The organism is Nonomuraea sp. NPDC000554, assembly GCF_040300065.1.
Classification (GTDB): Bacteria; Actinomycetota; Actinomycetes; order Streptosporangiales; family Streptosporangiaceae; genus Nonomuraea.
The window spans coordinates 226,081-249,699 of record NZ_JBEPDC010000011.1 but is presented as its reverse complement, the minus strand read 5'-3'; the positions used below and the strand labels follow the sequence as shown (position 1 = coordinate 249,699).

25 protein-coding genes and 1 pseudogene are annotated in these 23,619 nt (G+C 68.1%); 10 read left to right on the top strand and 16 right to left on the bottom strand.

Going from position 1 to position 23,619, the window contains the following annotated elements; translation table 11 throughout:
* Nucleotides 1-337 precede the first annotated feature (337 nt).
* The 4 genes from ABT294_RS22460 to ABT294_RS22445 form a co-directional block, all read right to left on the bottom strand.
* Complete coding sequence (locus tag ABT294_RS22460; protein ID WP_350808162.1) at nt 338-664, bottom strand: DUF1048 domain-containing protein; 327 nt, start codon at nt 662-664, stop codon at nt 338-340.
* Nucleotide 665: 1 nt separating this feature from the next.
* Nucleotides 666-1,022, bottom strand: a complete 357-nt coding sequence (locus tag ABT294_RS22455) for a DUF1048 domain-containing protein (protein ID WP_350808160.1) — start codon at nt 1,020-1,022, stop codon at nt 666-668.
* Nucleotides 1,019-1,345: a PadR family transcriptional regulator gene (locus tag ABT294_RS22450; RefSeq protein ID WP_350808158.1), complete on the bottom strand. Its 327-nt coding sequence runs from the start codon at nt 1,343-1,345 to the stop codon at nt 1,019-1,021. The genes ABT294_RS22455 and ABT294_RS22450 overlap by 4 nt, the downstream gene beginning before the upstream one ends.
* 265 nt (nt 1,346-1,610) lie before the next feature.
* Entirely contained in the window at nt 1,611-2,264 is a 654-nt protein-coding gene (locus ABT294_RS22445; RefSeq protein WP_350808157.1) for a TetR/AcrR family transcriptional regulator, read from the bottom strand.
* Between the two features lie 184 nt (nt 2,265-2,448).
* Here ABT294_RS22445 and ABT294_RS22440 point away from each other — a divergent pair, with 184 nt between their 5' ends.
* Nucleotides 2,449-3,399, top strand: coding sequence for a quinone oxidoreductase family protein (locus ABT294_RS22440; RefSeq protein WP_350808155.1), 951 nt, complete (start codon nt 2,449-2,451; stop codon nt 3,397-3,399).
* Nucleotides 3,400-3,850: 451 nt separating this feature from the next.
* Complete coding sequence (locus ABT294_RS22435) at nt 3,851-4,192, top strand: hypothetical protein (protein WP_350808153.1); 342 nt, start codon at nt 3,851-3,853, stop codon at nt 4,190-4,192.
* A gap of 506 nt (nt 4,193-4,698) precedes the next feature.
* Here the strand turns inward: ABT294_RS22435 and ABT294_RS22430 are convergent.
* Nucleotides 4,699-5,598 (bottom strand): hypothetical protein, encoded by a 900-nt coding sequence (locus ABT294_RS22430; RefSeq protein ID WP_350808151.1) that lies wholly within the window; start codon nt 5,596-5,598, stop codon nt 4,699-4,701.
* 61 nt (nt 5,599-5,659) lie between these two features.
* On the opposite strand from ABT294_RS22430, the gene ABT294_RS22425 reads away from it, so the two are divergent.
* Nucleotides 5,660-5,950, top strand: coding sequence for a plasmid pRiA4b ORF-3 family protein (locus ABT294_RS22425; protein WP_350808205.1), 291 nt, complete (start codon nt 5,660-5,662; stop codon nt 5,948-5,950).
* Nucleotides 5,951-5,981: 31 nt separating this feature from the next.
* Nucleotides 5,982-6,413, top strand: coding sequence for an IS1096 element passenger TnpR family protein (locus tag ABT294_RS22420; RefSeq protein ID WP_350808149.1), 432 nt, complete (start codon nt 5,982-5,984; stop codon nt 6,411-6,413).
* Here the strand turns inward: ABT294_RS22420 and ABT294_RS22415 are convergent.
* Nucleotides 6,410-6,982: a TetR/AcrR family transcriptional regulator gene (locus ABT294_RS22415; RefSeq protein ID WP_350808204.1), complete on the bottom strand. Its 573-nt coding sequence runs from the start codon at nt 6,980-6,982 to the stop codon at nt 6,410-6,412. The genes ABT294_RS22420 and ABT294_RS22415 overlap by 4 nt on opposite strands.
* Nucleotides 6,983-7,033: 51 nt before the next feature.
* On the opposite strand from ABT294_RS22415, the gene ABT294_RS22410 reads away from it, so the two are divergent.
* Nucleotides 7,034-7,930 (top strand): alpha/beta fold hydrolase, encoded by an 897-nt coding sequence (locus tag ABT294_RS22410; RefSeq protein ID WP_350808147.1) that lies wholly within the window; start codon nt 7,034-7,036, stop codon nt 7,928-7,930.
* 274 nt (nt 7,931-8,204) lie between these two features.
* On the opposite strand, the pseudogene ABT294_RS22405 reads toward ABT294_RS22410, so the two are convergent.
* Nucleotides 8,205-8,372: pseudogene (locus ABT294_RS22405) on the bottom strand (tyrosine-type recombinase/integrase); the annotation flags it as partial.
* Between the two features lie 242 nt (nt 8,373-8,614).
* Entirely contained in the window at nt 8,615-9,010 is a 396-nt protein-coding gene (locus ABT294_RS22400; RefSeq protein WP_350808203.1) for a RidA family protein, read from the bottom strand.
* Between the two features lie 137 nt (nt 9,011-9,147).
* On the opposite strand from ABT294_RS22400, the gene ABT294_RS22395 reads away from it, so the two are divergent.
* Together ABT294_RS22395 and ABT294_RS22390 are read left to right on the top strand one after the other, a co-directional pair.
* The gene (locus ABT294_RS22395; protein ID WP_350808146.1) at nt 9,148-10,122 is read left to right on the top strand and encodes a helix-turn-helix transcriptional regulator; all 975 of its coding nucleotides are present in this window, start codon (nt 9,148-9,150) and stop codon (nt 10,120-10,122) included.
* Nucleotides 10,123-10,707: 585 nt separating this feature from the next.
* Nucleotides 10,708-12,270, top strand: a complete 1,563-nt coding sequence (locus tag ABT294_RS22390) for an alpha/beta hydrolase (protein WP_350808144.1) — start codon at nt 10,708-10,710, stop codon at nt 12,268-12,270.
* 450 nt (nt 12,271-12,720) lie between these two features.
* Here the strand turns inward: ABT294_RS22390 and ABT294_RS22385 are convergent, their stop codons facing one another.
* On the bottom strand, nt 12,721-13,224 hold the full coding sequence (locus tag ABT294_RS22385; RefSeq protein ID WP_350808143.1) for a hypothetical protein: 504 nt from the start codon (nt 13,222-13,224) through the stop codon (nt 12,721-12,723).
* 257 nt (nt 13,225-13,481) lie between these two features.
* Here ABT294_RS22385 and ABT294_RS22380 point away from each other — a divergent pair, with 257 nt between their 5' ends.
* Nucleotides 13,482-13,661, top strand: coding sequence for a hypothetical protein (locus ABT294_RS22380; RefSeq protein ID WP_350808141.1), 180 nt, complete (start codon nt 13,482-13,484; stop codon nt 13,659-13,661).
* 273 nt (nt 13,662-13,934) lie between these two features.
* On the opposite strand, the gene ABT294_RS22375 is transcribed toward ABT294_RS22380, so the two are convergent.
* A complete protein-coding gene (locus ABT294_RS22375) occupies nt 13,935-14,483 on the bottom strand; it encodes a winged helix-turn-helix transcriptional regulator (protein ID WP_350808139.1) in 549 nt (182 codons plus the stop codon).
* An 85-nt stretch (nt 14,484-14,568) separates the two neighbouring features.
* On the opposite strand from ABT294_RS22375, the gene ABT294_RS22370 reads away from it, so the two are divergent.
* Together ABT294_RS22370 and ABT294_RS22365 are read left to right on the top strand one after the other, a co-directional pair.
* Entirely contained in the window at nt 14,569-15,921 is a 1,353-nt protein-coding gene (locus ABT294_RS22370; RefSeq protein WP_350808137.1) for a M20/M25/M40 family metallo-hydrolase, read from the top strand.
* Nucleotides 15,918-17,204, top strand: coding sequence for an MFS transporter (locus ABT294_RS22365; RefSeq protein ID WP_350808136.1), 1,287 nt, complete (start codon nt 15,918-15,920; stop codon nt 17,202-17,204). The genes ABT294_RS22370 and ABT294_RS22365 overlap by 4 nt, the downstream gene beginning before the upstream one ends.
* Nucleotides 17,205-17,642: 438 nt before the next feature.
* Here the strand turns inward: ABT294_RS22365 and ABT294_RS22360 are convergent, their stop codons facing one another.
* The 6 genes from ABT294_RS22360 to ABT294_RS22335 form a co-directional block, all read right to left on the bottom strand.
* The gene (locus ABT294_RS22360; RefSeq protein WP_350808134.1) at nt 17,643-18,809 is read right to left on the bottom strand and encodes an erythromycin esterase family protein; all 1,167 of its coding nucleotides are present in this window, start codon (nt 18,807-18,809) and stop codon (nt 17,643-17,645) included.
* A 204-nt stretch (nt 18,810-19,013) separates the two neighbouring features.
* Nucleotides 19,014-20,114: a winged helix DNA-binding domain-containing protein gene (locus ABT294_RS22355; protein WP_350808133.1), complete on the bottom strand. Its 1,101-nt coding sequence runs from the start codon at nt 20,112-20,114 to the stop codon at nt 19,014-19,016.
* A gap of 4 nt (nt 20,115-20,118) precedes the next feature.
* On the bottom strand, nt 20,119-21,147 hold the full coding sequence (locus tag ABT294_RS22350) for an aldo/keto reductase (RefSeq protein ID WP_350808202.1): 1,029 nt from the start codon (nt 21,145-21,147) through the stop codon (nt 20,119-20,121).
* A gap of 74 nt (nt 21,148-21,221) precedes the next feature.
* Complete coding sequence (locus tag ABT294_RS22345; protein WP_350808131.1) at nt 21,222-21,647, bottom strand: VOC family protein; 426 nt, start codon at nt 21,645-21,647, stop codon at nt 21,222-21,224.
* A 292-nt stretch (nt 21,648-21,939) separates the two neighbouring features.
* A complete protein-coding gene (locus ABT294_RS22340) occupies nt 21,940-22,680 on the bottom strand; it encodes an amino acid ABC transporter ATP-binding protein (RefSeq protein WP_350808201.1) in 741 nt (246 codons plus the stop codon).
* Between the two features lie 29 nt (nt 22,681-22,709).
* A complete protein-coding gene (locus tag ABT294_RS22335; protein ID WP_350808129.1) occupies nt 22,710-23,618 on the bottom strand; it encodes an amino acid ABC transporter permease in 909 nt (302 codons plus the stop codon).
* Nucleotide 23,619: the final 1 nt, after the last annotated feature.

Below are 23,619 nucleotides of genomic sequence, written 5' to 3'. Positions count from 1 at the left end.
AGTTGCCGGCCTCTGGCCGGGTCCTGCTTCCTCCAGCACAGCGGGCGGCGGGTAACCGTCAAGGCGGCAGCACGTGGTCGGTGAAGCTGATGATCAAATCTCCGGCGGGCTCACACAGCCCCTCGTGCGAGTGGCCCCGCCGCAACGCGCCGATGCGTGGCTGAGAGGGTGTCAGTATGTGACGATCTTCCCAACGCTCCTGGGTCCACGCCGTGGGTCTCGGCGTGCAGTCTGGAGGAGTGCTTACAAGCTGCTCGGCTCGCCAAGGGCTGTCACTGGCACGACAACGACGTCCCAGTGGTCAAGGCGTCCCGCCGGTGCCTCGGGTCGACGGGTGTTATTTCTCGGCCGTGCCGGGTTCCCCGCTGATGGACTCCTGATAGATGTCCGCGTAGGTGCGCGAGTCCTTGACCAGGTCGTCGCAGAAGGCGGCGACGTCGCTGCCGATGAGTTCCAGGACTCCCTTGCCGGTTGCGACGCCCTCCTCGAAGAAATCGACGATCCCTGGAAGCAGGGGCCCGTCATGCAAGTCGATCGGTCCAACCTTGAAGAGGTACCTCTGAATCTCCTTGTAGACGATCTGATAGTCCGGCGGGAGCGCCTTGACCCGCGCCATGTGCGCCCGCCACTGCTTCTTGCCCTCGATGATGTCTTGGATGCCCACGTCAGCCTCCTAGCCGGCCCAATTTCCTTGCGACGTTCCTGTTCAACTGCTCGCGCCACCGGTCGCGATAGCCCCGACCCCTTTCTCCGCCGGCCAGCGCCGCGCAGAAGCCCGCGATGTCGTCACCCAGCACCTCGTGAATGCTCTGCCCATCGGACGCTGTCTCTTCGAGCAGCCCCAGAGCACCGTCGAGAATCGGCATCAGGTTTCGACCTGTGAAGTCCGAGTAGAGAGAAAGATGACCCTTGATCTCTTCCCACGCCGCCCGGTAGTCGGCCGGCAATGCCGCGGCCCGGGCTTCGAACGCCTTCCATTCCCTGGTGAGATCGCTGCCTGTTATGGTCTCCCAGAAGTTCATCTCCCACCCTCCTTGAGCTTGTCGATCCGTGATGTGATGTACTCCCATTTCGCCCAGAACGTCGCGAGTTCTTCGCGCCCCGCGTCGTTGAGCGCATAGAACTTGCGCGGCGGGCCCAGCCCGGACGGTCGTTTCGTCACCTGGACGAGCCCGTTCCTCTCCAGCCGCAGCAGGATGGTGTAAACCGTCCCCTCGACGACGTCGGCGAAGCCGAGTTCGTTCAGCCGACGCGTGATGGCGTACCCGTAGGTCTCCTCGCTGCCGATGATTTCAAGCACGCAGCCCTCAAGCGTGCCCTTCAGCATCTCCGTCAGGTCGTCCATCGTCGGTCCTCTTCGGTCTCCTGGTACTTTGTACTACCGAGTACCACTACACAGTACCACCGAGTAGTGGACTTGCCCAGCAAGCGGCGAGCACGGACCACGGAAGCGATTCGAAATCACTCCGCGACTGTCGGTCGCGTGCTCGGCGGGCCGAGCAGTCGATGTCGCATTGGAACCGAAATCCCGACGATATTGATCTTGGTTGGCTGGCGCACAGACGGGCAAGCGTCTGGCGTGGGGGCGCGCCCCAGGCGGAAGTCGCCGGTCAGTCGGTTCGGTGTGGCGGCCCGTAAAGGTCGTCGAGGCGGAGCGGTGCGGGCTGGGGCAGGGACGGCGCGCCGTCCGTGGCCCGGCAGGACTGGAGGAAGTAGGCGAGCAGGCGGCGAGAGGCGGCCAGGGACGCCTCCGGGGACTGCCGCACGACGCCGCTGTTCGCCAGGAGCAGGAGGGTGACGTCGCTGGGATCGAAGTCCTTGCGCAACTGCCCTGTGTTCTTCGCACGTTGTACCAGCTGGGCGAGTCCTGCCTCGGCGCGGGCGCGCTCGCGATGGAGGTCGGGATCGTCGGGAGACTCCTCGAGGAACGCGGCGCTGAACCCGCGGTCTTCGGCCTGCATCCTGCACACCTTGGTGAGGACGGAGCAGAGACCGCGCCAGGGATCGTCGTCCCGTAGGGCCTCGTCCAAGGCTGCGACGCACTCGGCGAGCTGTTCGGAGAACGCCGCGGCGATCAGCGAGCCCCGGGTCGGGAAGTGCCGGTAGAGGGTGGCGGCGCCAACGCCGGCCCTGCGGGCGATGGTGCTGGAGGGTACGTCGGTGCCGTTGAGGGCGTACGCCTCGCGGGCGGCCTGGAGGAGCCGGGCGCGGTTGTGCCGGGCGTCGGCTCGCTGCCCCCGGACGGGGGTCTCGGAGGCGGACAAGGACGGGTTCCGAGACGGCTGAATAGGCATGTCTCTCACTTAACCACAAATGGAAGAGGTCATCCGGTTAGCGGGGTTAGCCTGCTCTGGTGCCGCGGCATCGAGGTCACCGAGGACGTCTGAGCCTCGTTGTTCGACAGCCATTTCCCCTTTCATGCGCGGCAAAACGCTACAAGGAGACATCATGCGTGCAGTAGAGATCACCGACTTCGGTGGTCCGGAGAACCTCAAGCTGGTCGACCGGCCGGACCCGACCGCCGAGCCGGGCCATGCCGTATTGGCGGTGGCAGCGGCCGGGGTCGGCCTTTTCGACGTTCTGATACGGCAGGGTGCCAAGCCCGACGTCGGCACCGGCTTCGTACCCGGTCTGGAGGTGGCGGGCACGGTGGTCGAGGTCGGTTCGGAGGACGACGCCGGGTGGGTGGGACGCCGGGTCTTCGCGCCGACCGGACACGGCGGCGGCTACAGCGACCGCGCCGTGGTGCCCGTCGAATCTCTCGTAGAACTACCGGAGGACGTCTCGTTCCATGACGCGGTAGCGCTCGGGGTGAATTCCCTGGTCGCCGCGGCAAGCCTGGAAAGGGCCGACCTCAAGGCGGGCGAGCGGGTGCTCGTTCGAGGCGCCGGTGGCGGGATCGGCGTGCTCACCACCCAGCTCGCGGCCGCTCGGGGTGCGACGGTGATCGCCTCTGTTCCCGACCGGTCCGTCGCGCAGCGGCTGTACGACCTGGGGGCCACGGAAGTCGAGGGCCTGGACGCGGTCGACCCGGGCCCGGACGGCCGCTATCACGCCGTCATCGACATCGTCGCCGGTTCCGACGTGGCCGACTTCATCCCCCTGCTCCGCCCGAACGGCAGGTACGTGATCAGCGGTATCGCCGCAGGTGCCCCCACCCCCGACTTCGGCATGGCACTGTTCGCGAACTTCCAGCAGTCCTGGACCATCTCGACCCTCAGTCTCACCAGCGCACCGTCGAAGACCGCCGCCGAGACCTTCGCACTCGTCTTCGCCGACTTGCGGGAAGGCCGCCTGAAGTCGGTGGTGCACGGCACCTTCCCGCTGGACGAAGCCGCGGCCGCGCACACTCTGCTGGAGTCCCGCGCCACCTTCGGCAAGATCGTTCTGACCGTCTGATTCGGCGGGACGAGCAGATCACCCGGCTGTACTGCCTGATGGGTGGTTCGCCTGGTCGGAAGCAGCGGCTGTCGGCCCGCCCGGACGGTGCCGCGGTCGACGACGCAGCGTGTGTTTGTCAGGGTGTCTTCCGGGGCGGGATGTCGGCCGGCCTGTCGTGTGCTGTGCATCCGACCCCGCCCTCCACCCGACCGTCTCCGACACGAACACGATCAAGCAGAAACCCGGACTTGCCAGCCGCATTCACCCCTCCGTGACGATCACGCACCGCAATCGTGATTACTCACACAGCTACCTTGGGGCCGGGGACACCTTCGGAAGCGGAGGGCCGGAACGGGCGCGCCGAACGCGGGCCCAGCACGGATGCGGTCGCGAAAGGTTTCGACGCATAGCCAATGCTTACTGAGCGTGCTTATGTATATACGTACGGTAGTCGAACGAGAGGGAACCCATGCGCTTGCCACCTCCCCTGCCCCTCGGCCTGACCCTGGCTATCGCCGCGGGCATGCTGACCCTTGCCCCCGCCGCCCAGGCCGCCACGGCCTCGGCCACGGCCGACGAGCCCACCTACACCTGCCAGACCGATACCCCAGGAACCCCTGGATTCCCGATCATGATCCATGCCATCGGCTGCCAGGCCTCCAACGGTGCTCCTACCACCGGCACGAGCGGACCGGTCAAGCTGGTCATCAACCAGCCGCGCTACCACCCGCCTGTCTGGACGTGCCGACAGGCTCGGGTGTTCGGCCCCGCCAACGCCATGGAAGTCATGGCCGTAGATTGCCGGCCCTAGACGGTCCACCAACGCCGCCCCGGGCCACGCCCGGGGCGGCAGCACGGCATCAGATCCGCCGAGCCAGGCATCAGATTGATCTCCGTTTGCATCAGGCTCGGCAAGTCGCCATCAGGTCGTCTGAGCCCAGGACAACGACGCCGGGCGAGACGCCACGGCCGTTACTCACCAGTATCGGCACAGTGCGTCCATTCTGTCGCATTACCGGTCAACGCGCTGACCTGCGGAAACGGCCCTCGGAGTGCGGTGGATCGAAAGCGTACGCTAAGCCCCGCTCGCCCAGCTCAGCGCTGGTGCGTGATCGGCTTCAGATGGCGTGCGCTTCCGCCTATCGGACAGGCAGGGTTGACCTGCGGGAACGGGCTTAACGTACGATTCGTTCCGCTGCACTTCGACCCCCGCCACCGCGGCCGGCCGGGATCGGGAGAGCGAGCCGATGCTGCCGGACGCGCCGCACTTGCCCGCCCTGGCCACCTCGCCCGTCTCGGTGGCTGCTGAGCAACTGGTCACGCGACCATGGCAAGCTCGTAGGCCGAGATGGGACGGAAAGTGGACAGCGCCGCCACCAGGTCAGCCTCAGCGATACCCGAACCGTTGAGCATGACCAGCGCATCGCCCGACCTGGCGAAGACGGTGACCCAGGAGGACCCGGCACCGGTCCGGACCCATCGGTCTCCCGGGAGCGATTTGCATCGCAGCGGAACTCCATAGTTCTCGGTGACCGCCAGGCAGGAATCCCGCGGGTTTCCAGCCGCGGCGGGCCAGACCGTGACCTGGATCTCGGAGAATCCCCGATTCGGCGTGGCGGCCCGCCAGTACTCCAGCCAGGTGGACGGTTCCGGCTCCCGCTGCCCGGCGGCATTGAGATCCACGTGAACCAGCCGGTACCCCTGGATCGCTGGAGCGATCAGCGGCACGCCGGACCTCTCGAAGCTGCGGACTTCAAACCAGGCCAGGATCTGCGGCTTGTACTGCGCCGCGCCCCAGGATCCGAGGGGCACGACTACGGCCAGGGCTACCGCCCACCAGCGAAGGGGCGACATGAACGACCACGCCGACAGGGCGAAGCCAACCACACCACCGACCACGTAGACAGGGACGACAAGGGCCGGTAGAGGGCCGAATAGCTCCGGCTCCGGCACCGGCACCAGCACCGCGAGGGCATCAATGAGCACCCAAGTCGCAGAGCCCCCGACAAGACCGGCCACGCCCCAGCGCGGCAGCCCGGCCAGCCGCGCGCCCACCGTGCCCAGGATTATCGCCAGGAGGAACATGGCCAGCGGGAGAACGGTTCCGTCAAGCTCTTCCCCCTGCATGTCCGCCCAGATGATGGCCGTGGGGATGCCCGTCACCAACCCGATGAGGGCTGCACGCCCCAGGACAGCCTTGGTCGATAAACCCTGCATGTCCCTATTGTCGCCGCTGACCATGCCAGAACGAGTCCGAACGTGACGCCTACGGGTACGACTGCAAACTGCTGACCTGCGCAAACGGCCGAATGTCCGTAGACATCGTGACGTCGCCCGGCAGGACGACAACCACCCGGCTCGCTACGGTGGCGCGGTCAGTGCCATCCACCAGCTCAAGGTCACCTTGCGCGACGTCCACCCGCCGGTCTGGCGGCGCATCCACGTCCCGTCCACGGCGGGCCTGCTGGACCTGCACAACGTCGTCCAGATCGCGATGGGCTGGCAGAACTATCACCTGCACCTGTTCGCCAAGGACTGGACCGAGTGCGGCGTCACCCTGACCGGGTGAGCGGCTGGCCTACCGCTACGACTTCGGCGACATGTGGGACCACGACCTGATCGTGGAGAAGGTCCACCAGGCCACGCCGAACGCGCGCTACCCGCGCTGCAGCGCCGGCGGCCGTGCCTGCCCGCCCGAAGACAGCGGCGGCCCCGAGGGGTTCACCCGAGCTGCGGCACAAGAAGTGCTGGAAGGGCGCGCGACGTGCTGGGGCCAGCGCGCTCGCGGACGTCGGCACCGACGGCGTCTCCTTCGCGGCGGAGATCTCGCCGACCGGAGCGGACCGCACTCGATCTGCTCACTTTCAGCCCCACCGTTGAGGGCACGCAACTTGGGCCGGTCCCTGCGGGTGCTGGCGGTCTCCGCAGTGTGGCCAGCGTCTTGCCGGTGCGCCAGCGCAACACGCCGGCCAGGTCGGCCGCGCTGCCGACCTGGCCGGTCAGCAGCGGTTTCGGGACGGGCCCTCAACTAGCCGAGCGCCTCGTCGAGATGGGCGGTGAGTAGCGCCACCGCCTCCTCGCCCGTGTACTGGCCGACGAGCACGCCCAGCTGGAGGCCGGACACGAGTGCGAGCGTCACCGCTGCTCTGGTGCGCGGGTCGCCGCTGACCTGGGCTTGGCTGAACTGCTCTGTCACGACGTCGCGCAAGGCGTTGGCGTAGGACACGCCTGCCGCCGCCTGGTCGGGGTCGGTGAGGGTGAGCGTGAAGTGGGCGGTGTAGGCCAGGACGATGCGGCGGCTCTCCTCGTCGGTGGGCAGGAGTGCGGTCAGCGCTTCGTACAGGAAGCTGCGGGGGGTGGAGGGCTCGCCGAGTTCGGCCACTCTCCGTGCCACCCGCCTGCCGATCTGCTCACTCAGGTAGGTGAGTACTCCTGCGAGCAGCTCCTGTTTCGTGTGGAAGTAGTACTGCACCAGCCGCAGCGAGACCCCTGCCTCGGCGGCGACTTCGCGCATGCTGGCCGCCTGCAGGCCGCGGGAAGCGGCGATGCGCACGACGGCCTCGGCGATCTGGTGGCGGCGTTCTTCGTGGTCCACTTTCATCGGCACCTCATGATGATACAGTCGTACCACGTTTGTGATACGATCGTATCAATGAAGGAACCCTCCGCTATCGGCCGTTTCCGCGGCGACTGGGCCGCCCAGCGCTACCTCGCGGGTTACGACGCAGCGATTCGCGACTGGCCCGTTCCCTTGGAGCCGCTCGACATCCCCACCGGCCACGGCACCACCCGCCTGTACCGCACAGGCGCCCGCGAAGGGCTGCCGGTGATGTTCCTGCCCGGCATGGGCGGCAACTCGCTGGGCTGGATCCACGCCAGCGGCCCCATCGGCGCCCATCACCCGGTCTACCTGGTCGATCCCCTCGGCACGGCAGGCCGCAGCGACCAGACGGCGCCGCTACGCGACGCCAAGGATCAGGCCCTATGGATCAGGGAGGTGCTCGACGGCATCGACGCACCCCGCGTCTACCTGGTCGGTTTCTCCTACGGCGGATACATGTCGCTGGTGCAGGCGATGCACACGCCGGAACGGGTGGCGGGGATGACGCTGCTCGACCCGGCCGCCTTTCGCGTGGCGGGGGTCGCCCACTACGCGTGGGGATTCGGCTGCGGGATCGGGATGCAACTGCCGCCCCTCCTGCGGCGTCCGCTGGCCAAGCTGTTGTACAGCGATTCGATCAACCGGGTGGAGGACGTCAGGGTCGCCATCTCCGGCACCTATCTGTACGAGGGCGCACAGCCCGCGATGGTCCCGCTGACCGACGACGAACTGGCGGCGATATCCGCGTCGACGCGCATCTTGTTCGGCAAGCACAGCACGATGCAGGACTCGCCCGCCGTCGCCCGGCGTCTAGCCCGGGTGCTGCCCGCCGCCGAAGTCGAGCTGGTGCCGGGGACCGGGCACGCGATCGCGCTGGACGTGCCGGACCTGGTCAACGCCCGCATCCTGGAACACGCGGCCGGGGTCGCCCGCCATGCCGGCCTCTGATCTGGGCCGACGAAGGCCCGCAGTGACCGCGACGGCCAGCGCGGCCGCCTCGGCGACCTTGTGCACGGCATCCTGGCCCCGGCCGGCGTCGTCGGCGCCTGGCCGGACCTCGGCGAGCTGGTCGATCAGCAGGCGCACGTGCGTGGCGTAGTGCTGGCTCGGCGCGGGCGGCGGTGGCCATCCCGGACAGGGCGGCACCCATCAGGCGCATGGCGCGCTTGGTGTACCAGGACTTGTATGCGTGTTTCTGCTGGAGCCAGTGGGTGACGTCGTTGGCGTAGACGCGCAGGAGCACATCCACGCTGTGTCCGGCCCACTCGGTGACCTGGGGAGCGGGAACGCCAGCGTTGAGCCACATGGACACGCAGGCGTGGCGCAGGTCGTACGGCTGGGCGGCCAGTGGCGAGGCGAACTCCTTGTCGGTCAAGGCTGCCCTGCGGGCGGGCGATACGTGATGAACGGCAGTTCGCCGGCCTTGACGCCGTAGAAGAGACGGCCGTGCGGTCCTTTGTCGAACGCGTACGTCGAGCAGCAGACGAACGCCCGCGTGCCGCAGTCGTTGCAGGAAGGACTCGCCGTCGAAGCCGTAGACCCCGATTGTCGCCATCTTGAGCACCGGAAATCACCCACCTGCCTACTACTCGTGCCGCCTCCGGAAGCCCTGCCGGAGGCGGCGAGGTCGCATCACCCGACGGCGGTTCCCTCAAGCTCGACCATCAGGTCGGGGATCGCCAGCCGTGTCACCCCGAGCATCGTGGTGGACGGTGCTACCCCGGCGGCGCCCAACCGCGCCGCCAGCACGCCGTAGTGCTGGAAGAGCCGATCGACATCGGTGGTGTAGACGTTGAGCCGGACGAGGTTCGCGAGGGACATGCCGGCATCGCCGAGCACGGCCTCCAGGTTGTCGAGGCTCAGCGCCAACTGCGCCGCCATGTCATCGGCATGCAGGGACTTACCGTCGCCGCTCATCGCGGTCTGCCCGGAGCAGTACAGGGTCCGGGTGTGCCCGGAGACGATCTCACCCTGGTTGTACCCCAGCTCCACCGACCACGCCCACGGGTTGACCGCCGTTCGCTCCATTGCCACATCAGCTCCATTCGATTCGTCGACATTACGTACGTCCATCGGCTCGGTAGCCGCCATCTCTTTCGTCGTGTTGATCAGCCTCCCAGCGAATACACGACATCCTGTGTCGTGTATTTCTGTAGAGTTTTCGTATGCGCGCCGACCGGTTGGTCTCGCTGGTGCTGCTGCTGCGGCAGCACGGTCGGCTGTCCGCGGCCGCGCTGGCCCGCGAGCTGGAGGTATCCACCCGCACCGTGCTGCGCGACATCGAGGCGCTGTCCGCAGCCGGCGTCCCGGTCTACGCCGAACGCGGCCGGCACGGCGGTTTCGCGTTGCTGCCCGGTTTCCGGACCGAGCTCACCGGACTGAACCACGACGAAGCCCTTGCCCTGCTGGTCGCCGGATCGCGGCGCGGCGCGCAGGCGTTCGGCCTCGGCTCGGCGCTCGCTTCGGCGATGCTCAAGGTGGTTGACGCGCTACCCGAAAGCTATCGGGACACCGCGGCCGGCGCGGCCGAGCGATTGCTCATCGACCCGGAGACCGACCTCCTCTCGCGTCGGCTCGTCGCTGAGGAGGTGCCTGACACCATTGCGGCCGAGGTCCTGCGCGCGGTGTTCGCCGGACACAAGCTGCGCATCCACTACGCGGCTATGGACCAGACCCCGAAATGGCGCACGGTGGACCCGATCGGCCTGGTCACCGTACGAGACCGGGGCTACTTGTTGGCCACAAGGTCTGGCGCGGACCGCACCTACCGGCTGTCCCGGGTCTTGGCCGCCAAGGAACTCGCCGAACCCGCACAGCGACCAGACCGGGTCGATCTGGACCGGGCCTGGCAGGAACGCAGCACGCAGTTTCGGGCTGGCGGCGACCAAGTCACCGTGCTGGTACGGGTGCACCCGGCGCGGCGGGAGGACTTGGTGGGCACCGCGCTGGCCGTCCTCGCCGAAGAAGCCGACTCAGACGGCTGGCTGCGGCTGGAGGTGACCTTCCAAGATCCGAGACACGCCGAATGGGCGCTGTGGCAGCTCGCCACGAACGCGGAAGCCCTGGCCCCGCAGTGGTTGCGCGACTCCCTGCGCAACCGCGCCGCCGCGATCGCCACCCGCTACGGAGCGTCATCCTGAGAGTTGCCGCCTTCTGCGGGCCGAAGGGGACGAGTTCGGTGCCGGAACCGGCGATGACGTTGCCGATCTGTCGCTGGAGGTCGATCGGCGGGATCCTCGGCGATTCCCCGCCCGCCGACCGTAGGCGACGCCCTCTACCGGATCCAGCGCCTCGATCCGCCGCGCCAGCCGCGCCGGCACCGGCCACGGGAGCGGCACAGCTCCGCTGCGCTCGACGGGATTGAAGCCCCACGGATCGTGGTGCGGCTCGCGCGGCTCGATCTGGTAGGCCCGCCAGATGTCGGCCCCCGTCAGCGGCACCGGGGGCGGTAGCGCAGCGCTCCGGACCGGGCCCGTTCGCGGTACCTGCGGTTGAAGGCGGCGTACGACAGGTCCGGCGCAGACCGTTCACAGCGCCGGTACGGCGAGCGGTGGCACCGAGCGGATCGGCGCCGGTGCGCGGCGGGTGACCCGACGAACGCCTCCAGCCGGAGACGGACGAGGAACTGTCCATAAGGTCGATTCCGGTCGACCATATGGCCGATCAGGATCAACCGCGAGGAACCCTAGCCTCGGTGACGACATCATCCGGCAAGGGAGCCTTCTGTGCGTGCAAGAAAGATCGCCACGGCCGTCGCCACGAGCGCGACTCTGATGGCGGGGATGGCGGTCACCGGCCAGGCGTCGGCAGACGTCACGGGTGACACCGGGACCGACAGGCTGGCCCGGTTTCACCACCAGACGCTCAACTTGCACGGCTGTATGACCGGACCGAACGACGAGACCGGCAAGGAACTGGACGCGGCGGGCGCCCAGTGCGCCGAGGTCACCGTCCCGCTGGACCACCGCAGGCCCCAGGGACGGACCATCTCGGTGGCGATCTCACGGATCAAGGCAACCGACCCCGCCAAGCGCCGGGGCGTCCTGCTGATCAATCCTGGCGGTCCGGGCGGGCGCGGACTGCAACGGGCGCTCCTCGGCACGTTCATGCCCGCCGTCGCGGCTCGCTACGACCTGATCGGGATGGATCCGCGCTTCGTCGGCCGCAGCACGCCGATCCACTGCCGGTGGACGACCGACACCTTCACCCGGTCGGCCGGCCCGACCCGCCGCACCTTCAACGAGAGCGTGGCCCTCATGAAGGAGCTGGCGGCCGGGTGCGTCCAGGGCAACCGTGACCTGCTGCCGTACGCCACCACCCGCAACACCGCCCGCGACATGGACGCCATCCGCGCCGCTCTCGGCGAGCCCAAGCTGTCCTACCTCGGCTACTCCTACGGCACCTACCTGGGCGCCGTCTACACGCAGATGTTCGGCGCCCGGGCCGACCGGGTCGTGCTGGACAGCGCGGTCGACCCGGACGTCTACGGCCCCGATCTGCTGTCCGGGAACGGCCCGGCGATCACCGCCGCGCTGAAGCACTGGGCCTCATGGGCCGCCGCTCACGACGCCGAGTACGGCCTGGGCGCCACCGAGGCCGAGGTCCTGGCCACCGTGGAGCGCGTCAACCAGGCCGCCACCCGGCGCCCGCTGCGGGTCGGCGAGTACCGGATCGACGCCCACCACGTCCCCTACCTGCTGTTCATCCGCCTCTACGACGACAGTGCGAAGGTGTACGCCAGCTTCGCCGCGGAGGTGAAGGTGCTGGCCGACGCCGCCCGCGGCGACGCGGTCACCGTCCCGGCGTCGTTGAAGGAGGCCCTCGACGGCCTGTTCACCGGCTCGGGGGCGGCAGAGGACCGGGCGGGAACCCCGATCCTCTGCGCCGACCGGGCCGCCTCCCACGACCTGGAGGCCTACTTCCGCGACATCCAGGCCCACCGCGCCGGCGAGCCGCTGTTCGGGCCGATGACCCGCAACATCAGTCCGTGCGCCTTCTGGCCGACCACACCGGTGGAGGCGCCCACCACGATCGGCAACGACGCCTCGATGCTGATCGTCGGCGCCGACGGCGACCCCGTCACCCCCTACCCTGGCCAGCGGGCCATGCACCGGGCACTGACCGGCTCCCGCATGGTCACCCTGCGCGGCGCCTTCCGCCACGGCGCCTACCTCGCGGCGGGCAACGCCTGCGTCGACGCCACCGCCAACCGGTATCTGGTGGACGGCGTCCTGCCCGACGGCGACACCACCTGCGACAAGGACAGCGCCCCGGCCAGGCGACGGTGAGCCGTGCCCGCGTCCCATGGTGATCCGTCATCATGGGACGCGGGCATCAGTCTCGGGCCAGCCCTCAGCGGTGACAGGCCGTTCACAAGACATGATCAGGTTCTTAGGGCCTGGTTGGGTGAGGGGCAGGTCGGCGAGGTGTCTGGCGACCGGCCCTCAGGTGGGGTGACGATCGGATCTCATCGACCCGCCGCCTGGCGCTCACATCTCTTCCGGTTCCTCTTCAAGAGGTCGACACGCCGCCGCGTCCGGAGCCGACCAGGCCCTACTGGAGTTCTGCGCCTGAAACTCGTCGGCACTATCGCGCGAGGGATTCGAGGATCTCTTCGGCGGTCAACTTGTCAAAGCTATTCTCGTGCTACGCCTTCGCGAAGCCGGGACGAAAAGCTCTCAGCGAGCTAAGCGTTCACACTCCCGAAAAAGGGGCATACCGTTCCCCGGGAACGTCTACTAGTTGTACCGATCGGACAAGATGATCACTTGGCATTTGTCCGCATCAGCCAGCAGCGCCCCCATTTTGCAGTTGCGGAATTCGTCGGGAGCCTTGACGTACGTTCCTCGCACCGAATATCGGCTCGGCTCTATCCCGAAGGAACGTTCCGACTCCTCGACCCTGGCCTCGTCATAGAGATCCCCGTCGTCTCCCTGCCGTTCGAGCCCTGCCTTCTCAAAGAAGGCGGATCCCTGCGCGCAGTCCACCGAGAAAGCCAGCTCCAGCCAGTAAGGATCGTTATCCATTCTGGATTTGAATTTTACGCCGGACGCAGCCTTCGGGAGTGATATCCGGTGATCGGCCAGTACGTTGTCGAGTTTGAGAGTGGGCGCCGTACCGGGAAGCGCGCGTGGATCCGGATTGTGGTCGGTCAACGGAGGGCCCGAGGAGCATGCGCCCAGAGCATCGACGAGAAGCGTAAGCAAGAAACATGCTCCGACTCTGTTCAAATCCATATCCACGCATCGCTCCTTACGCAGAGCTCGCACCTTACCACGGCCCTGGCCAGGTCCTGGCCAGTCGATATCCTTCGGTTTTATGTTCGGCGTGGCGCGAGTCGCCCGCATCGAGCCCGAGTCGGTCCGACCGTGTGTAGATTCGAGATACTGAGGCGTGTCGAACACAGGGCCCGGGCCGCGATTCTCGCGACAGTTTCCGAAGGTGTATCGCTTGTAGAACTCGCCTGGTAGGACTTTCCGTTCTTGGTGAACGAGTATCCATGGATCCGGTACTGACATCCGTTAAAGTAGTACAGATCCAGGTGCTCTTTCTCGTTGAATCTCGCGCCATGCAAGCCGGAATCGAAGACCATCTCCCCTTCGTGTTGAATTTCTCGATGTTCTTCGCGAGCGTGGCGCTGAGCTTGATCAACGCCTACATGCTGACCCGAACGGCCTGACCTGTGTTGTCCAGCCAGTGGCTGAGCAGGCAGACCGCGATGGGCCACTTCTTTCACCACCGGATGTGCGCCAGAGCCGACGGGTTTCCCCCAGATGATGAGGACGCCTGCCACGTCGGGGTGGACCTGGCCCGAGTGGCTGCGATGCCGCGCCGGATCGAGCTGCCGGTGCCGGCGCGGCAATGTAGCTGGGTGGCCGCTGCTCGCCCCGACCATGGCTGGTCAGTACGCTGCCGACGTCAGGACTGCATGCACGCCCTGGAAGGCCGGCGGTCAGTCCGGCGGCGTGTTTCCCTGCTCGACCGCGTTCCACAGGATGGCTATCGGCGTGCCATCCGGTGTGGATCGGTTCTCGAATTCGTCGAGGAGGGCGTCGATCCGCTGGTCGAGTTCCGCGCGGGCCTCGGCGTCGAGGTGCAGGAGCACGCGTCGGGTGTGCTGCTGGCTGTGGGTCGGACCCTTCTCGACGAGTTCAGCGCGGTGGGCGTCGACGATGGCCAGGTCGATCTGACCGGTCAGTTGGTCCGCATCTGTACCGAGGTCGAGACGCCAGGTCGCACCGGTGGCACGGTAGGGGCGTTCCCATGCTCCATGTTCGCCCTGTCGGGGTGGCTCCACGGTGAGGAAGCCGGAGTCGGTGAGGGCTCGCACTCGGCGCAGCAGTGTGGCCGGCGAGACGCCGAGCCGCTGTGCGAGCTGCTGGTTGGTCTGGGATCTCTCCAGACAGAGACGCAGGATTCGCCAGCTCAGCGGGTGTGTCAGGGCGCGCAGGTCTTGCGGGGTTGCCCGCCTGCGCGGTTCCGGTTCAGCCGTCGACAGCATAGGTTCAGCCATTGACAGCAGTATAACCGATGTCGATTATTGGGATCGATTTCACTTCCTGGAGGCAATGGCAAGGGGCGGTCGCATGGAATCGATCGAGGACATCAAGGAGTACGTGGCGCGTAACCGGGCGCGGCACGAGCAGGAGCTGGCTGACTGGATCGGGGTTCCGAGCGTCAGTGCCACCGGGGAGGGCATGCCGGAGGCAGCCGAGCACGCCAAGGGTTTGCTGGCCGCAAGCGGCCTCGCACCGCGGCTCGTCGAGACGGGCGGGTGGCCGCTGGTAGCTGGTCACGCGCCGGGCCCTGAGGGCAGCCCGCACGTGGTGATCTACGGGCACTACGACGTGCAGCCCGCCGGCCCGCTCGAGGAGTGGGACAGCCCGCCGTTCGAGGCCGCGATCCGTGATGGCCGGATGTATGGGCGCGGCACAGGCGACAACAAGGGGCAGCATTTCGCGCAACTGCTCGCCGTGCGGGCGCTGCGCGCGAGCAAGGAGGGGCTGCCCTGCTCGGTGACGGTGCTGCTCGACGGTGAGGAGGAAATCGGCAGTACGCACCTCGCGGCCACGCTCGCAGGGATGCGCACGGACCTCGACGCGGACGTCGCGGTGTGGAGCGACGGGCCGGTTCACGACAGCTACGAGCCGACGGTGTTGCTCGGCGTGCGCGGCGTGGTGAGTTTCGAGATCACGGTACGGGGCGCGAATACCGCGTTGCATTCGGGCAACTGGGGCAACGTCGCGGCCAACCCGGCGTGGGAGCTGGTGTGGCTGCTGTCAACGATGCGGGCACCCGATGGGCGCGTCCTCGTCGAGGGCTACGACGCCGGCACCACCGGGTTGACCACGGCCGAGCGTGCGGCACTAGACGCACTACCCGTGGCCCCGCAGGAGCTACTCGCCGGGGTCGGGCTCGACCGCATGGACCCGTACGGCGATGCCGGGGTCAACGAGCGGTTGGCGCTGCCCACCTTCAGCATCAACTCGCTCACGTGCCTGGACAATCAGGAGCACCGGTCGGTGATCCCGTCGGTCGCGATCGCCCGTTGTGACATGCGGCTCGCCTGCGGCCAACGGGCCGCCACGGTCGTCGATGCGGTGCGCAAGCACGTGGCCGCCCGGCTTCCGCACGCCGAGGTCGTCTTCAAGGCCATGATGGAGCCCTCGCGTACCTTGCTGGACGCGCCCTATGCGCAGGCGGTGCTCGATGGGGTGAGCGCCACGGCGGACAAGCCGGCGCTGTTCGCGCCCGCGATGGGAGGCAGCCTGCCGATCGCGGGCCTCACCGACGGGCTCGGACTGCCCTGCTACGGCATTCCGCTAGGCAACGTCGACGAGCGCAACCACGCTCCCAACGAGAACTTCGAACTCGCCCGGTTCCATGACGGCATCGTGACCGCGGCCGCGGTCCTGCGCAGCATCGGTGGTGCAAAATGAGTGGCAAGTGGCGGCCCGTGGCCGCAGCATCGGTCGGGAACGCGCTGGAATGGCTCAGCTTCACCGCGTACACCCTGGCTGCCAGCACCATCGCGAAACAATTCTTTCCCAGCCAGGACGAGAAGAGCTCGCTACTCCTGGCGTTCGGCACCGTCGCACTGGCCTATGTCGTCCGCCCGATCGGCGCGCTCGTGCTCGGCTCCTACGCCGACCGCGCGGGCCGGATGCCCGCACTGATGGCCTCCATCCGCATCATGGTGCTCGCCACGCTGATCATCACGTTCCTGCCCAGCTACGACACGATCGGTATCGCCGCACCGATCGGCATGGTGCTGGCGATGATGCTGCAAGGCTTCTCCGCGGGCGGAGAGTTCGGCAGCGCCACGGGCTATCTCGTCGAGCAGAACGCCAACCGGCGCGGCTTCATGGCCAGCTGGCAGGGCGCCAGCCAGGCCTTCGCCACAGTTCTGGCCACCCTGCTGCTCGCGATCACCAGCAGCACCCTGTCTGACGCGCAGTTCGAGTCGTGGGGCTGGCGAGTTCCCTTCGCGTTCGGTCTGCTGCTCGGCCCTGTCGGCTATTACATCCGCAAGAATCTCAGCGAGACACCGGAGTTCAGCCAGGCGCGCCGCACTGACCAGCTGAAGCAGCCCTTGGCACAGACACTGCGCTCACACAAGACCAGGATGGCGCTCTGCATCGGGATCCTCGCAGTGTCGACTGGCTACTCCTATCTGATCACCTACATGCCGACGTACGCCATCCGGCAGTACCATCTGCCCGCGTCGACCAGCTTCACCACTGTCATCCTCACCGGCTCCATCATGGTGCTGATCGCTCCGCTCGCCGGCCACTTCTCCGACGTCATCGGCCGCACCAGGATGCTCACCATCGCGGCGGTGGGCATCGCCGTCTCCAGCATCCCGCTGTTCCTGCTCTTCCAAGCCGCGCCGAGTTTTACCACGATGGCCATCGTCATGACGCTGATGGGCCTGATCAAACCCTGGTACTCCGGCCCCCTCGCCGCCCGCATGGCCGAACTCTTCCCGACCACAGCCCGGGGAACCGGCCTGTCCATCAGTTATAACGTGGGCGCCATCATCTTCGGCGGCCTCACACCGGTCGCCGTCACCTGGCTGCTCGCAACCCTCGACACGCCCCTCGCACCCGCGTTCTGGCTCGCCGCGCTCGCCGCGATCTCGATCGTCGGCGTGCTGGTCAGTGACCGTTATGTCCGCACGACAAGCCAGGCCGATCTGACAGGCCAGCACGAGAAAGTGTGAAGGCGCGTCTGGTTCACAGGTCGTCCGGAGGCGCCGACCGAGCTCGGTGACCCCGGCCGGGAATTCCGGCCGGGGTCACTCGGCAGCATCAGCGCAGCCGAGCCGCACGCCAGGCAGGACCTCGCGACGCCTGTCCGGAGCGTCACGATTGCCGAGGTCGAGATCGACCTCCACCGGTTGCGCCACAGCGCCGCCACCCAACTGGGCGAGGCCGACGTTCCGCTCCAGCTGATCATCGGAACAAGAACCCCCGCACCTCCATGCGCTACGTCAAACCCGGTAGCGAGGCCATCGCCAAGGTCACCGAGGTTCTGGCGCTCCGCCGCCGTATCCACTGATCACTCAGGTCAACGCCGAAACGGCGGCCGGTGACAGCGGCGTTGACGGCACCCCGGGCATGGACGGCGCGTCAGGCACAGCCTGGCACGTACGCGCCTGTCAACCCAGCTTCTTCAGCTTGACAGCCTGCTTGAGGAAGACGATGCCGTCGATCATGTCGAGCTGGGCCGGGTCCAGCGGGAAATAGGCGAAATCGTGGGAGATACGCGGGGCGAGCTTCGTGACGGCCTGGGCCAGGCGGCGGGCGTCGATGAGAGAGTGGTCCCACGGGAGCGCGGACAGGACGCCCTCGACGGTGTCGGGGGGCGGGGTGTTGTCGCCGGCCGTGCCGAAGGCTGAGGCCAGGAAGGCGTACCGGTCGCCCAGGTGCGCTTCGGCGATCGCCCCCGCACTCCACCACTCCAGCGTCTGGTCGCCGAACGGCATGAGGGTCTTGTTCCGCTGCAGGTGAAGGTTGCTGGCGAAAACCAGGGCCGGGCCCTGCTCGGCGATGGCACGCAGGTTGGCGGCCATCATCGCGTCCCGCAGGGCCGACAGCCGGGCCCACCGTTCTTGGGACGCGTCGGCCATCCAGTAGTGGTAGCGGAGCAGGCCGACGGCGGTGCGCCCGTACAGTGCCGCCTGTTCCCTGTCCTCCGCGCTCAGCCGCGGCGCCTGCGTGTCGAGCAGCGCCACCAGGTCGTCGGCGATCAGCCGCAGCCGCTGGGCGTCGGCTGACTGCCCGATCGACTGGGACGGATCCATGGCCGTGGCCTCGTTCTCCCACCGCTCGTCCGGGCCGAGCAGCGTGTCGAGGGTTTCCCTGGTGCAGGGGAGCGGGCCGTCGAGGAGGGCGTAGAGGGCGGTGAGCGCCTGACGCGGGCTCGCCGCCCAATACTCCAGCGGGCCGTCGAAGCCGAAGAACCGGAGCTTCTCGTCATGCTCCTCGTTGTACGCGCGCATCCAGCGCACGAGCTCGCGGTTGGCCGGGAACGCGCCGAAGCTGTGGCTGAAGCCGCGTTCCATGACGTCGTCGAGCGTGCCCGCGCCCGTCGTGATGTAGTCGTCGACCACGAGCCCCATGAGGCAGTCGCTCTCGATGGCGAACGATCGGTAGCCCTCGTGCTCGACCAGATGCCGGAAGATCTCGTTGCGCAGCTCGCCCAGCTCCCCCACGAAGTGCCTGGCCTCGCCCAGGCCGAGCAGCAGGGGCTTGGCGGGAAGCGATCGGAGGAACGCCGAGACGCCGGAGCCGTCGAGCGGCCGGGCCGTGTCCTTGATATCCATGCCTTCAACGGTATCGTTGAACTTTCGGTGTAAACTTTGCCGCAGAAACCCCCCTTTCACCGGGATAGAACCTTCAATCGGAGCGTTCCTCGCCCTCGTGCCCGGGCACGGTCACCAGCAGGCCACGTCGATCACGCAGGCGGTCAACCGGGGACGCGCTCCTCAGGGCCCGATCCGTCGGGCTCTCCGCGCTGGTCACAGCCCTCAGGGGGGAGACGCGTCGAGCTGTACGCGGTCGCTGTCGTCGTCGGACAGGAACGACGCCAGCACCCGCCCCTCCTCGGCCACGGCGGCGCGGTCGGATCGGGAGAGGCGGCGCAGCGGGGTGACGTTCACGGTGCCCGCCTCAACGTTCCAGGTCGCGGCGACCCGGCCGTCCACCAGGACGACGCGGGTGCCGGCGACCGACAGGCCGCGGTGGGCGTCGTCGACGATCCGGCTGCGGTCGTGGTAGCCGAGGAGCGCGTTGTCGAACGCCGGCAGGAACCGCACCGGGGCGGGCGTGTCGGGGTCGGGGCGCGGCGCGCCGGGGAGGTCCAGCAGTTCCCGGCCCCGCTCGTCCCGGAAGGTGACCAGCTCCTCGCGTACCGCGGACACGGCGGCCGGCAGTCCGGCGAGCCCGCACCAGGCGCGCAGGTCGGCTGCGGCGGCGGGGCCGAACGCGGCCAGGTAGCGCCGTACCAGCGTCTGGCCGACCGGGTCGGAACCGTCCGGGGACGGCGGGTCGATCTCGCGCCCCAGCCAGGACGAGAGCAGGACGTTGCGCACTCCCGCCCTCGTGCGCCACAGCCCGCGTGGCGGGAGCTGCGCCATCGGGAGGAGGGCAGCGACCAGCATCTCCCCCAGCGCCCGCGGTCCCGGCGCCGGCCAGCGCTCAGCCAGCGCCCGCGCGAGCTCGGCCATCGAACGGGGCTCGCCGTCGGCCATCACCGCCCGGCCCGCCGCGGCGAGCTCGTCGAGATCCACCCCGTCGAGCTCGCGGCGGTACGTCCCGAGCACCTGCTGGCGCAGCATGATGCCGTGGCGGGCCCGCCAGGCGAGGACGTCGTCGGCGGTGAGGAGGTGCACGGTGCGGCGCATGAGGTGGGTACGCACCACGCTCCGCCCGACGAGCAGGCCCGAAAGCACCGCCGGATCGAACGCGCGCAGCCGCGACCAGAGCCCGACGAACGGTTCCTGCGGTTCCTGCGCCTGCAGACCGCACAGGTGCGCGACAGCGTCGAGGGCCGGCAGGTCGGCCCGGTCGAGAAGCAACTGCCGGGCGAGCGTCGCGCGGTTGAGCGCCCGGGTGCCGAGAACGGTCATCGGCTCAGGCCGCGGCGCGCTCGTCGGCCGACCGCCGGCGTAGCGACGTTCGGGTGATGGCGGGCGGGGTGTAGGACACGTCGATCGGGCCGACGTCGGTTCCGGGCGGCACGATCTGGTCGACCCGGTCGAGGATCTCGTCGTCGAGGGTGACCGTGGCGCCGGCTAGGAGGTCGTCGAGGTGCTCCACGGTACGGGGGCCGATGATGGCCGAGGTGACGCCGGGGTGGGTGATGGCGAAGGCCATCGCCAGGTGGGTCAGCGACAGGCCGGCCTCCTCGGCCAGCGGGACGAGCTGTTCGACGGCATCGAGTTTGCGCTCGTCGGTCATGTGGCGGGGCACCCAGTGCATCCGCGCGTTCAGCGGCTCGGGCCCGCCCTTGCGGTAGCGGCCGGTGAGCAGCCCCATCGCCAGCGGGCTCCACACCAGCGTGCCCATGCCGTAGCGCCGGCAGGTGGGCAGGATCTCGCGTTCGATGCCGCGGTTGAGGACGGAGTACGTGGGCTGCTCGGTGCGCAGACGCTGCAGTCCGCGGCGTTCGGCGACCCACTGGGCCTCGACGATCTCCGAGGCGGGGGCGTTGGAGGAGCCGATGGCGCGTACCTTGCCGCTGCGTACCAGGTCGGTCAGGGCGGACAGCGTCTCCTCGATGTCGGTGTGGGGGTCGGGGTGGTGGATCTGGTAGAGGTCGATGTGGTCGGTCCGCAGGCGCCGCAACGAGTGCTCGACCTCGGTGACGATCCAGCGCCGTGAGCTGCCGCCGCGGTTGGGGTCCTCCCCCATCGAGCCGTTGACCTTGGTGGCCAGTACGACGTCGTCGCGCCGGCCCTTGAGCGCCTTGCCGACGATCTCCTCGGATTCGCCGCGCGGTCCGTACACGTCGGCGGTGTCGACGACATTGATCCCGGCGTCCAGCGCCCGATGGATGATCCGGACGCACTCGTCGTGGTCGGGGTTCCCGACCTGGCCGAACATCATGGTGCCCAGGCAGTAGGGGCTGACCTGGATCCCGGTCCGGCCCAGTGGGCGCATCTTCACTGCTACGTCCTTGCCTTCGAGTCGGGTGGTGGCGGGGCGGCGGGTGCCCGCCGCCCCGGCTCCGGAGGTCAGGACGCGTGGTACTCGCTGACGATGTCCACGACCCAGGTGACGCCGAACCGGTCCTTCAGCATCCCGTAGAGGGGCGCCCACTGCGCGGGCCCCAGCGGCTGCAGGACGGTCGCGCCCTCGGAGAGCTTCTCCCAGTACCCGGCGACCTCCTCGGCCGCATCGCCCCGGACTGAGACGAAGAACGCGTTCTCGCCCTGGTCCCAGGTCAGGCGCGAGGGCACGTCGTAGGCCATCACGCGAAAGCCGTTGTCGGCGGCCACCTGGCCCCACATCACCTGGTCGGCCTCGGACGGCTCCTGAACGTTTCCGGCGTCCTTGTACGTGACCACGGCCAGGTCCCCGCCGAACACGGACTGGTAGAACGTGAGCGCCGCGCGGGCGTCACCCCGGAAGTTCAGATGGGTCACCACGTTGACGGACATGAATGCGGTCCCTGCCTTTCGATTCCTGTCATCTGGCGGGTCCTACACGTCGCCGTCGTCGTCCGACGGCCCGTGTCGACCGCAGGGCCGGTTCGCTGCGACAGCGGGATCGTGCTCCCCTGCCGCCGATGACGATCACGGGGATCGACCCGCCCGGCCCTTGCTCGATGACCACAATCGCAGGGGAAGCGGACAGGGTGTGGCCGCTACCTGAGGCAATACGAGGCCATGCCGAAAACTTCAGCGCGCGGCTCTCGCTCCAGGTGCGCCGAGACTGGCCGCCCTTCACCGCTCAAGAACCGGAACCGCGCACGCTGGACAGGAACGCCTTGGTGCGCTCGTGCACGGGATTGGCCAGGAGTTCGGCGGGGTGGCCCTGTTCGACGACCACGCCGTCGGCGAAGAAGGTCAGCCGATCGCCGACTTCTCGGGCGAAAGCGATCTCGTGGGTCACCACGACCATGGTCATCCCGTCGGCGGCCAGGCCTCGCATCACCTCCAGCACCTCGTCGACCAGCTCCGGGTCCAGCGCCGAGGTGGGCTCGTCGAACAGCATCAGGGCCGGGTTCATCGCCAGCGCCCTGGCGATGGCCACCCGTTGCTGCTGGCCGCCGGAGAGCTGGTGTGGCCGCTTGTGCGCGTGGTCGGCCAGGCCGACTCGGTCCAGGAGCTCCATCGCCAGCGCATTCGCCTTGTCCGCCCGCGTGCCCAGCACGTGGACGGGTCCGCAGGCGACGTTCTCCATCGCGCTGTGGTGGGCGAACAGGTTGAAGCGCTGGAACACCATGCCGATGTTCTTCCGGAAGGCCGCGTACTGCTTGGGGGACCAGGGGTGATACTTGCCGTCGCGTAGCGCATGGCCCACCTCCTCGCCCAGCACCCGCAAGCTGCCGCCGAGCACGGGCTCCAGGCCGTTGACGCACCGCAGGAACGTCGACTTGCCCGAACCCGAGGGACCGATGACGCAGCTCACCTCGCCGGCCGCGACCTCGAAGTCCACGCCGTTGAGGACTTGGACGTCCCCGTAGCCCATCCGCACGCCCGTGGCGTGCACGACCGGGCTCACGCGGAGACCTTCGGCAGGACCCTGGCGGCCAGACCGCCACGGCGGACCAGCCGGACGGCGTTGGACCCGAAGCGGCGCTCCAGCCTGCCCTGCAGGAAGGTGGCCACGGTGGTCAGGAGCAGGTACCAGAGGCTCGCCACGATCAGCAGCTCCATGATCAGGTTGTTGGCCTTGTAGATCTGGCTGGCGTTGGTCATCAGGTCGTGCCCTGCGACGGTGTAGACGAGCGAGGTCGTCTTCAGCATGGAGATGAACTCGTTGCCCGTCGGCGGGATGATGATGCGCAGCGCCTGCGGCAGCACGATCACCCGCATGCGCTTGGCCGGTGTCATGCCCAGCGCGTAGGCCGCCTCGGTCTGGCCGTGGTCGACGGCCTGGATGCCGGCGCGCACGGTCTCGGCGAAGTAGGCGGCCAGGTTCAGCCCGAGGCCCAGCATGGCGGCGGTGAAGCCGGTCATCACCTGGTTGGTGTCCCACATCAGGCCGATCGAGGTGAACGGGATCTTGATCACCAGGGCCGGGAACAGGAACGCCAGGTTGTACCAGAAGATGAGCTGGACCAGCACGGGAGTGCCGCGGAAGAACCAGATGTAGAGCGTCGCCAGCCGGCTCAGCACCGGGTTGTGCGCCAGCCGCATCACCGCGATCAGCACGCCGAGCACCAGACCGAGGACCGTGGCCAGCACCGAGAGCTCGATGGTGACCCAGACCCCGGCCAGGATCCGCTCGCCGAACAGATAGGTGGCGACCGCGCTCCAGTCGAGGCGCGGGTTGACGACGATCAGGAAGAGCAGCCAGCCGAAGATCGCCAGCGCGGCCACGGCGGAGAGCGTGCGGCCCCAGTGGCGGGTGCGGGCGACGGGGACCAGCGTCCCCGACGGGTCGGCGATCGGTTCGGTACGCACG

Coding starts and splice junctions, on each gene's coding strand:
- ABT294_RS22455 (WP_350808160.1), bottom strand. CDS start 1,022: ATGAACTTCTGGGAGACCATAACAGGCAGCGATCTCACCAGGGAATGG.
- ABT294_RS22450 (WP_350808158.1), bottom strand. CDS start 1,345: ATGGACGACCTGACGGAGATGCTGAAGGGCACGCTTGAGGGCTGCGTG.
- ABT294_RS22440 (WP_350808155.1), top strand. CDS start 2,449: ATGCGTGCAGTAGAGATCACCGACTTCGGTGGTCCGGAGAACCTCAAG.
- ABT294_RS22435 (WP_350808153.1), top strand. CDS start 3,851: ATGCGCTTGCCACCTCCCCTGCCCCTCGGCCTGACCCTGGCTATCGCC.
- ABT294_RS22430 (WP_350808151.1), bottom strand. CDS start 5,598: ATGCAGGGTTTATCGACCAAGGCTGTCCTGGGGCGTGCAGCCCTCATC.
- ABT294_RS22420 (WP_350808149.1), top strand. CDS start 5,982: ATGTGGGACCACGACCTGATCGTGGAGAAGGTCCACCAGGCCACGCCG.
- ABT294_RS22415 (WP_350808204.1), bottom strand. CDS start 6,982: ATGAAAGTGGACCACGAAGAACGCCGCCACCAGATCGCCGAGGCCGTC.
- ABT294_RS22410 (WP_350808147.1), top strand. CDS start 7,034: ATGAAGGAACCCTCCGCTATCGGCCGTTTCCGCGGCGACTGGGCCGCC.
- ABT294_RS22400 (WP_350808203.1), bottom strand. CDS start 9,010: ATGGAGCGAACGGCGGTCAACCCGTGGGCGTGGTCGGTGGAGCTGGGG.
- ABT294_RS22395 (WP_350808146.1), top strand. CDS start 9,148: ATGCGCGCCGACCGGTTGGTCTCGCTGGTGCTGCTGCTGCGGCAGCAC.
- ABT294_RS22380 (WP_350808141.1), top strand. CDS start 13,482: ATGGATCCGGTACTGACATCCGTTAAAGTAGTACAGATCCAGGTGCTC.
- ABT294_RS22375 (WP_350808139.1), bottom strand. CDS start 14,483: ATGCTGTCGACGGCTGAACCGGAACCGCGCAGGCGGGCAACCCCGCAA.
- ABT294_RS22370 (WP_350808137.1), top strand. CDS start 14,569: ATGGAATCGATCGAGGACATCAAGGAGTACGTGGCGCGTAACCGGGCG.
- ABT294_RS22365 (WP_350808136.1), top strand. CDS start 15,918: ATGAGTGGCAAGTGGCGGCCCGTGGCCGCAGCATCGGTCGGGAACGCG.
- ABT294_RS22360 (WP_350808134.1), bottom strand. CDS start 18,809: ATGGATATCAAGGACACGGCCCGGCCGCTCGACGGCTCCGGCGTCTCG.
- ABT294_RS22355 (WP_350808133.1), bottom strand. CDS start 20,114: ATGACCGTTCTCGGCACCCGGGCGCTCAACCGCGCGACGCTCGCCCGG.
- ABT294_RS22350 (WP_350808202.1), bottom strand. CDS start 21,147: ATGCGCCCACTGGGCCGGACCGGGATCCAGGTCAGCCCCTACTGCCTG.
- ABT294_RS22345 (WP_350808131.1), bottom strand. CDS start 21,647: ATGTCCGTCAACGTGGTGACCCATCTGAACTTCCGGGGTGACGCCCGC.
- ABT294_RS22340 (WP_350808201.1), bottom strand. CDS start 22,680: ATGGGCTACGGGGACGTCCAAGTCCTCAACGGCGTGGACTTCGAGGTC.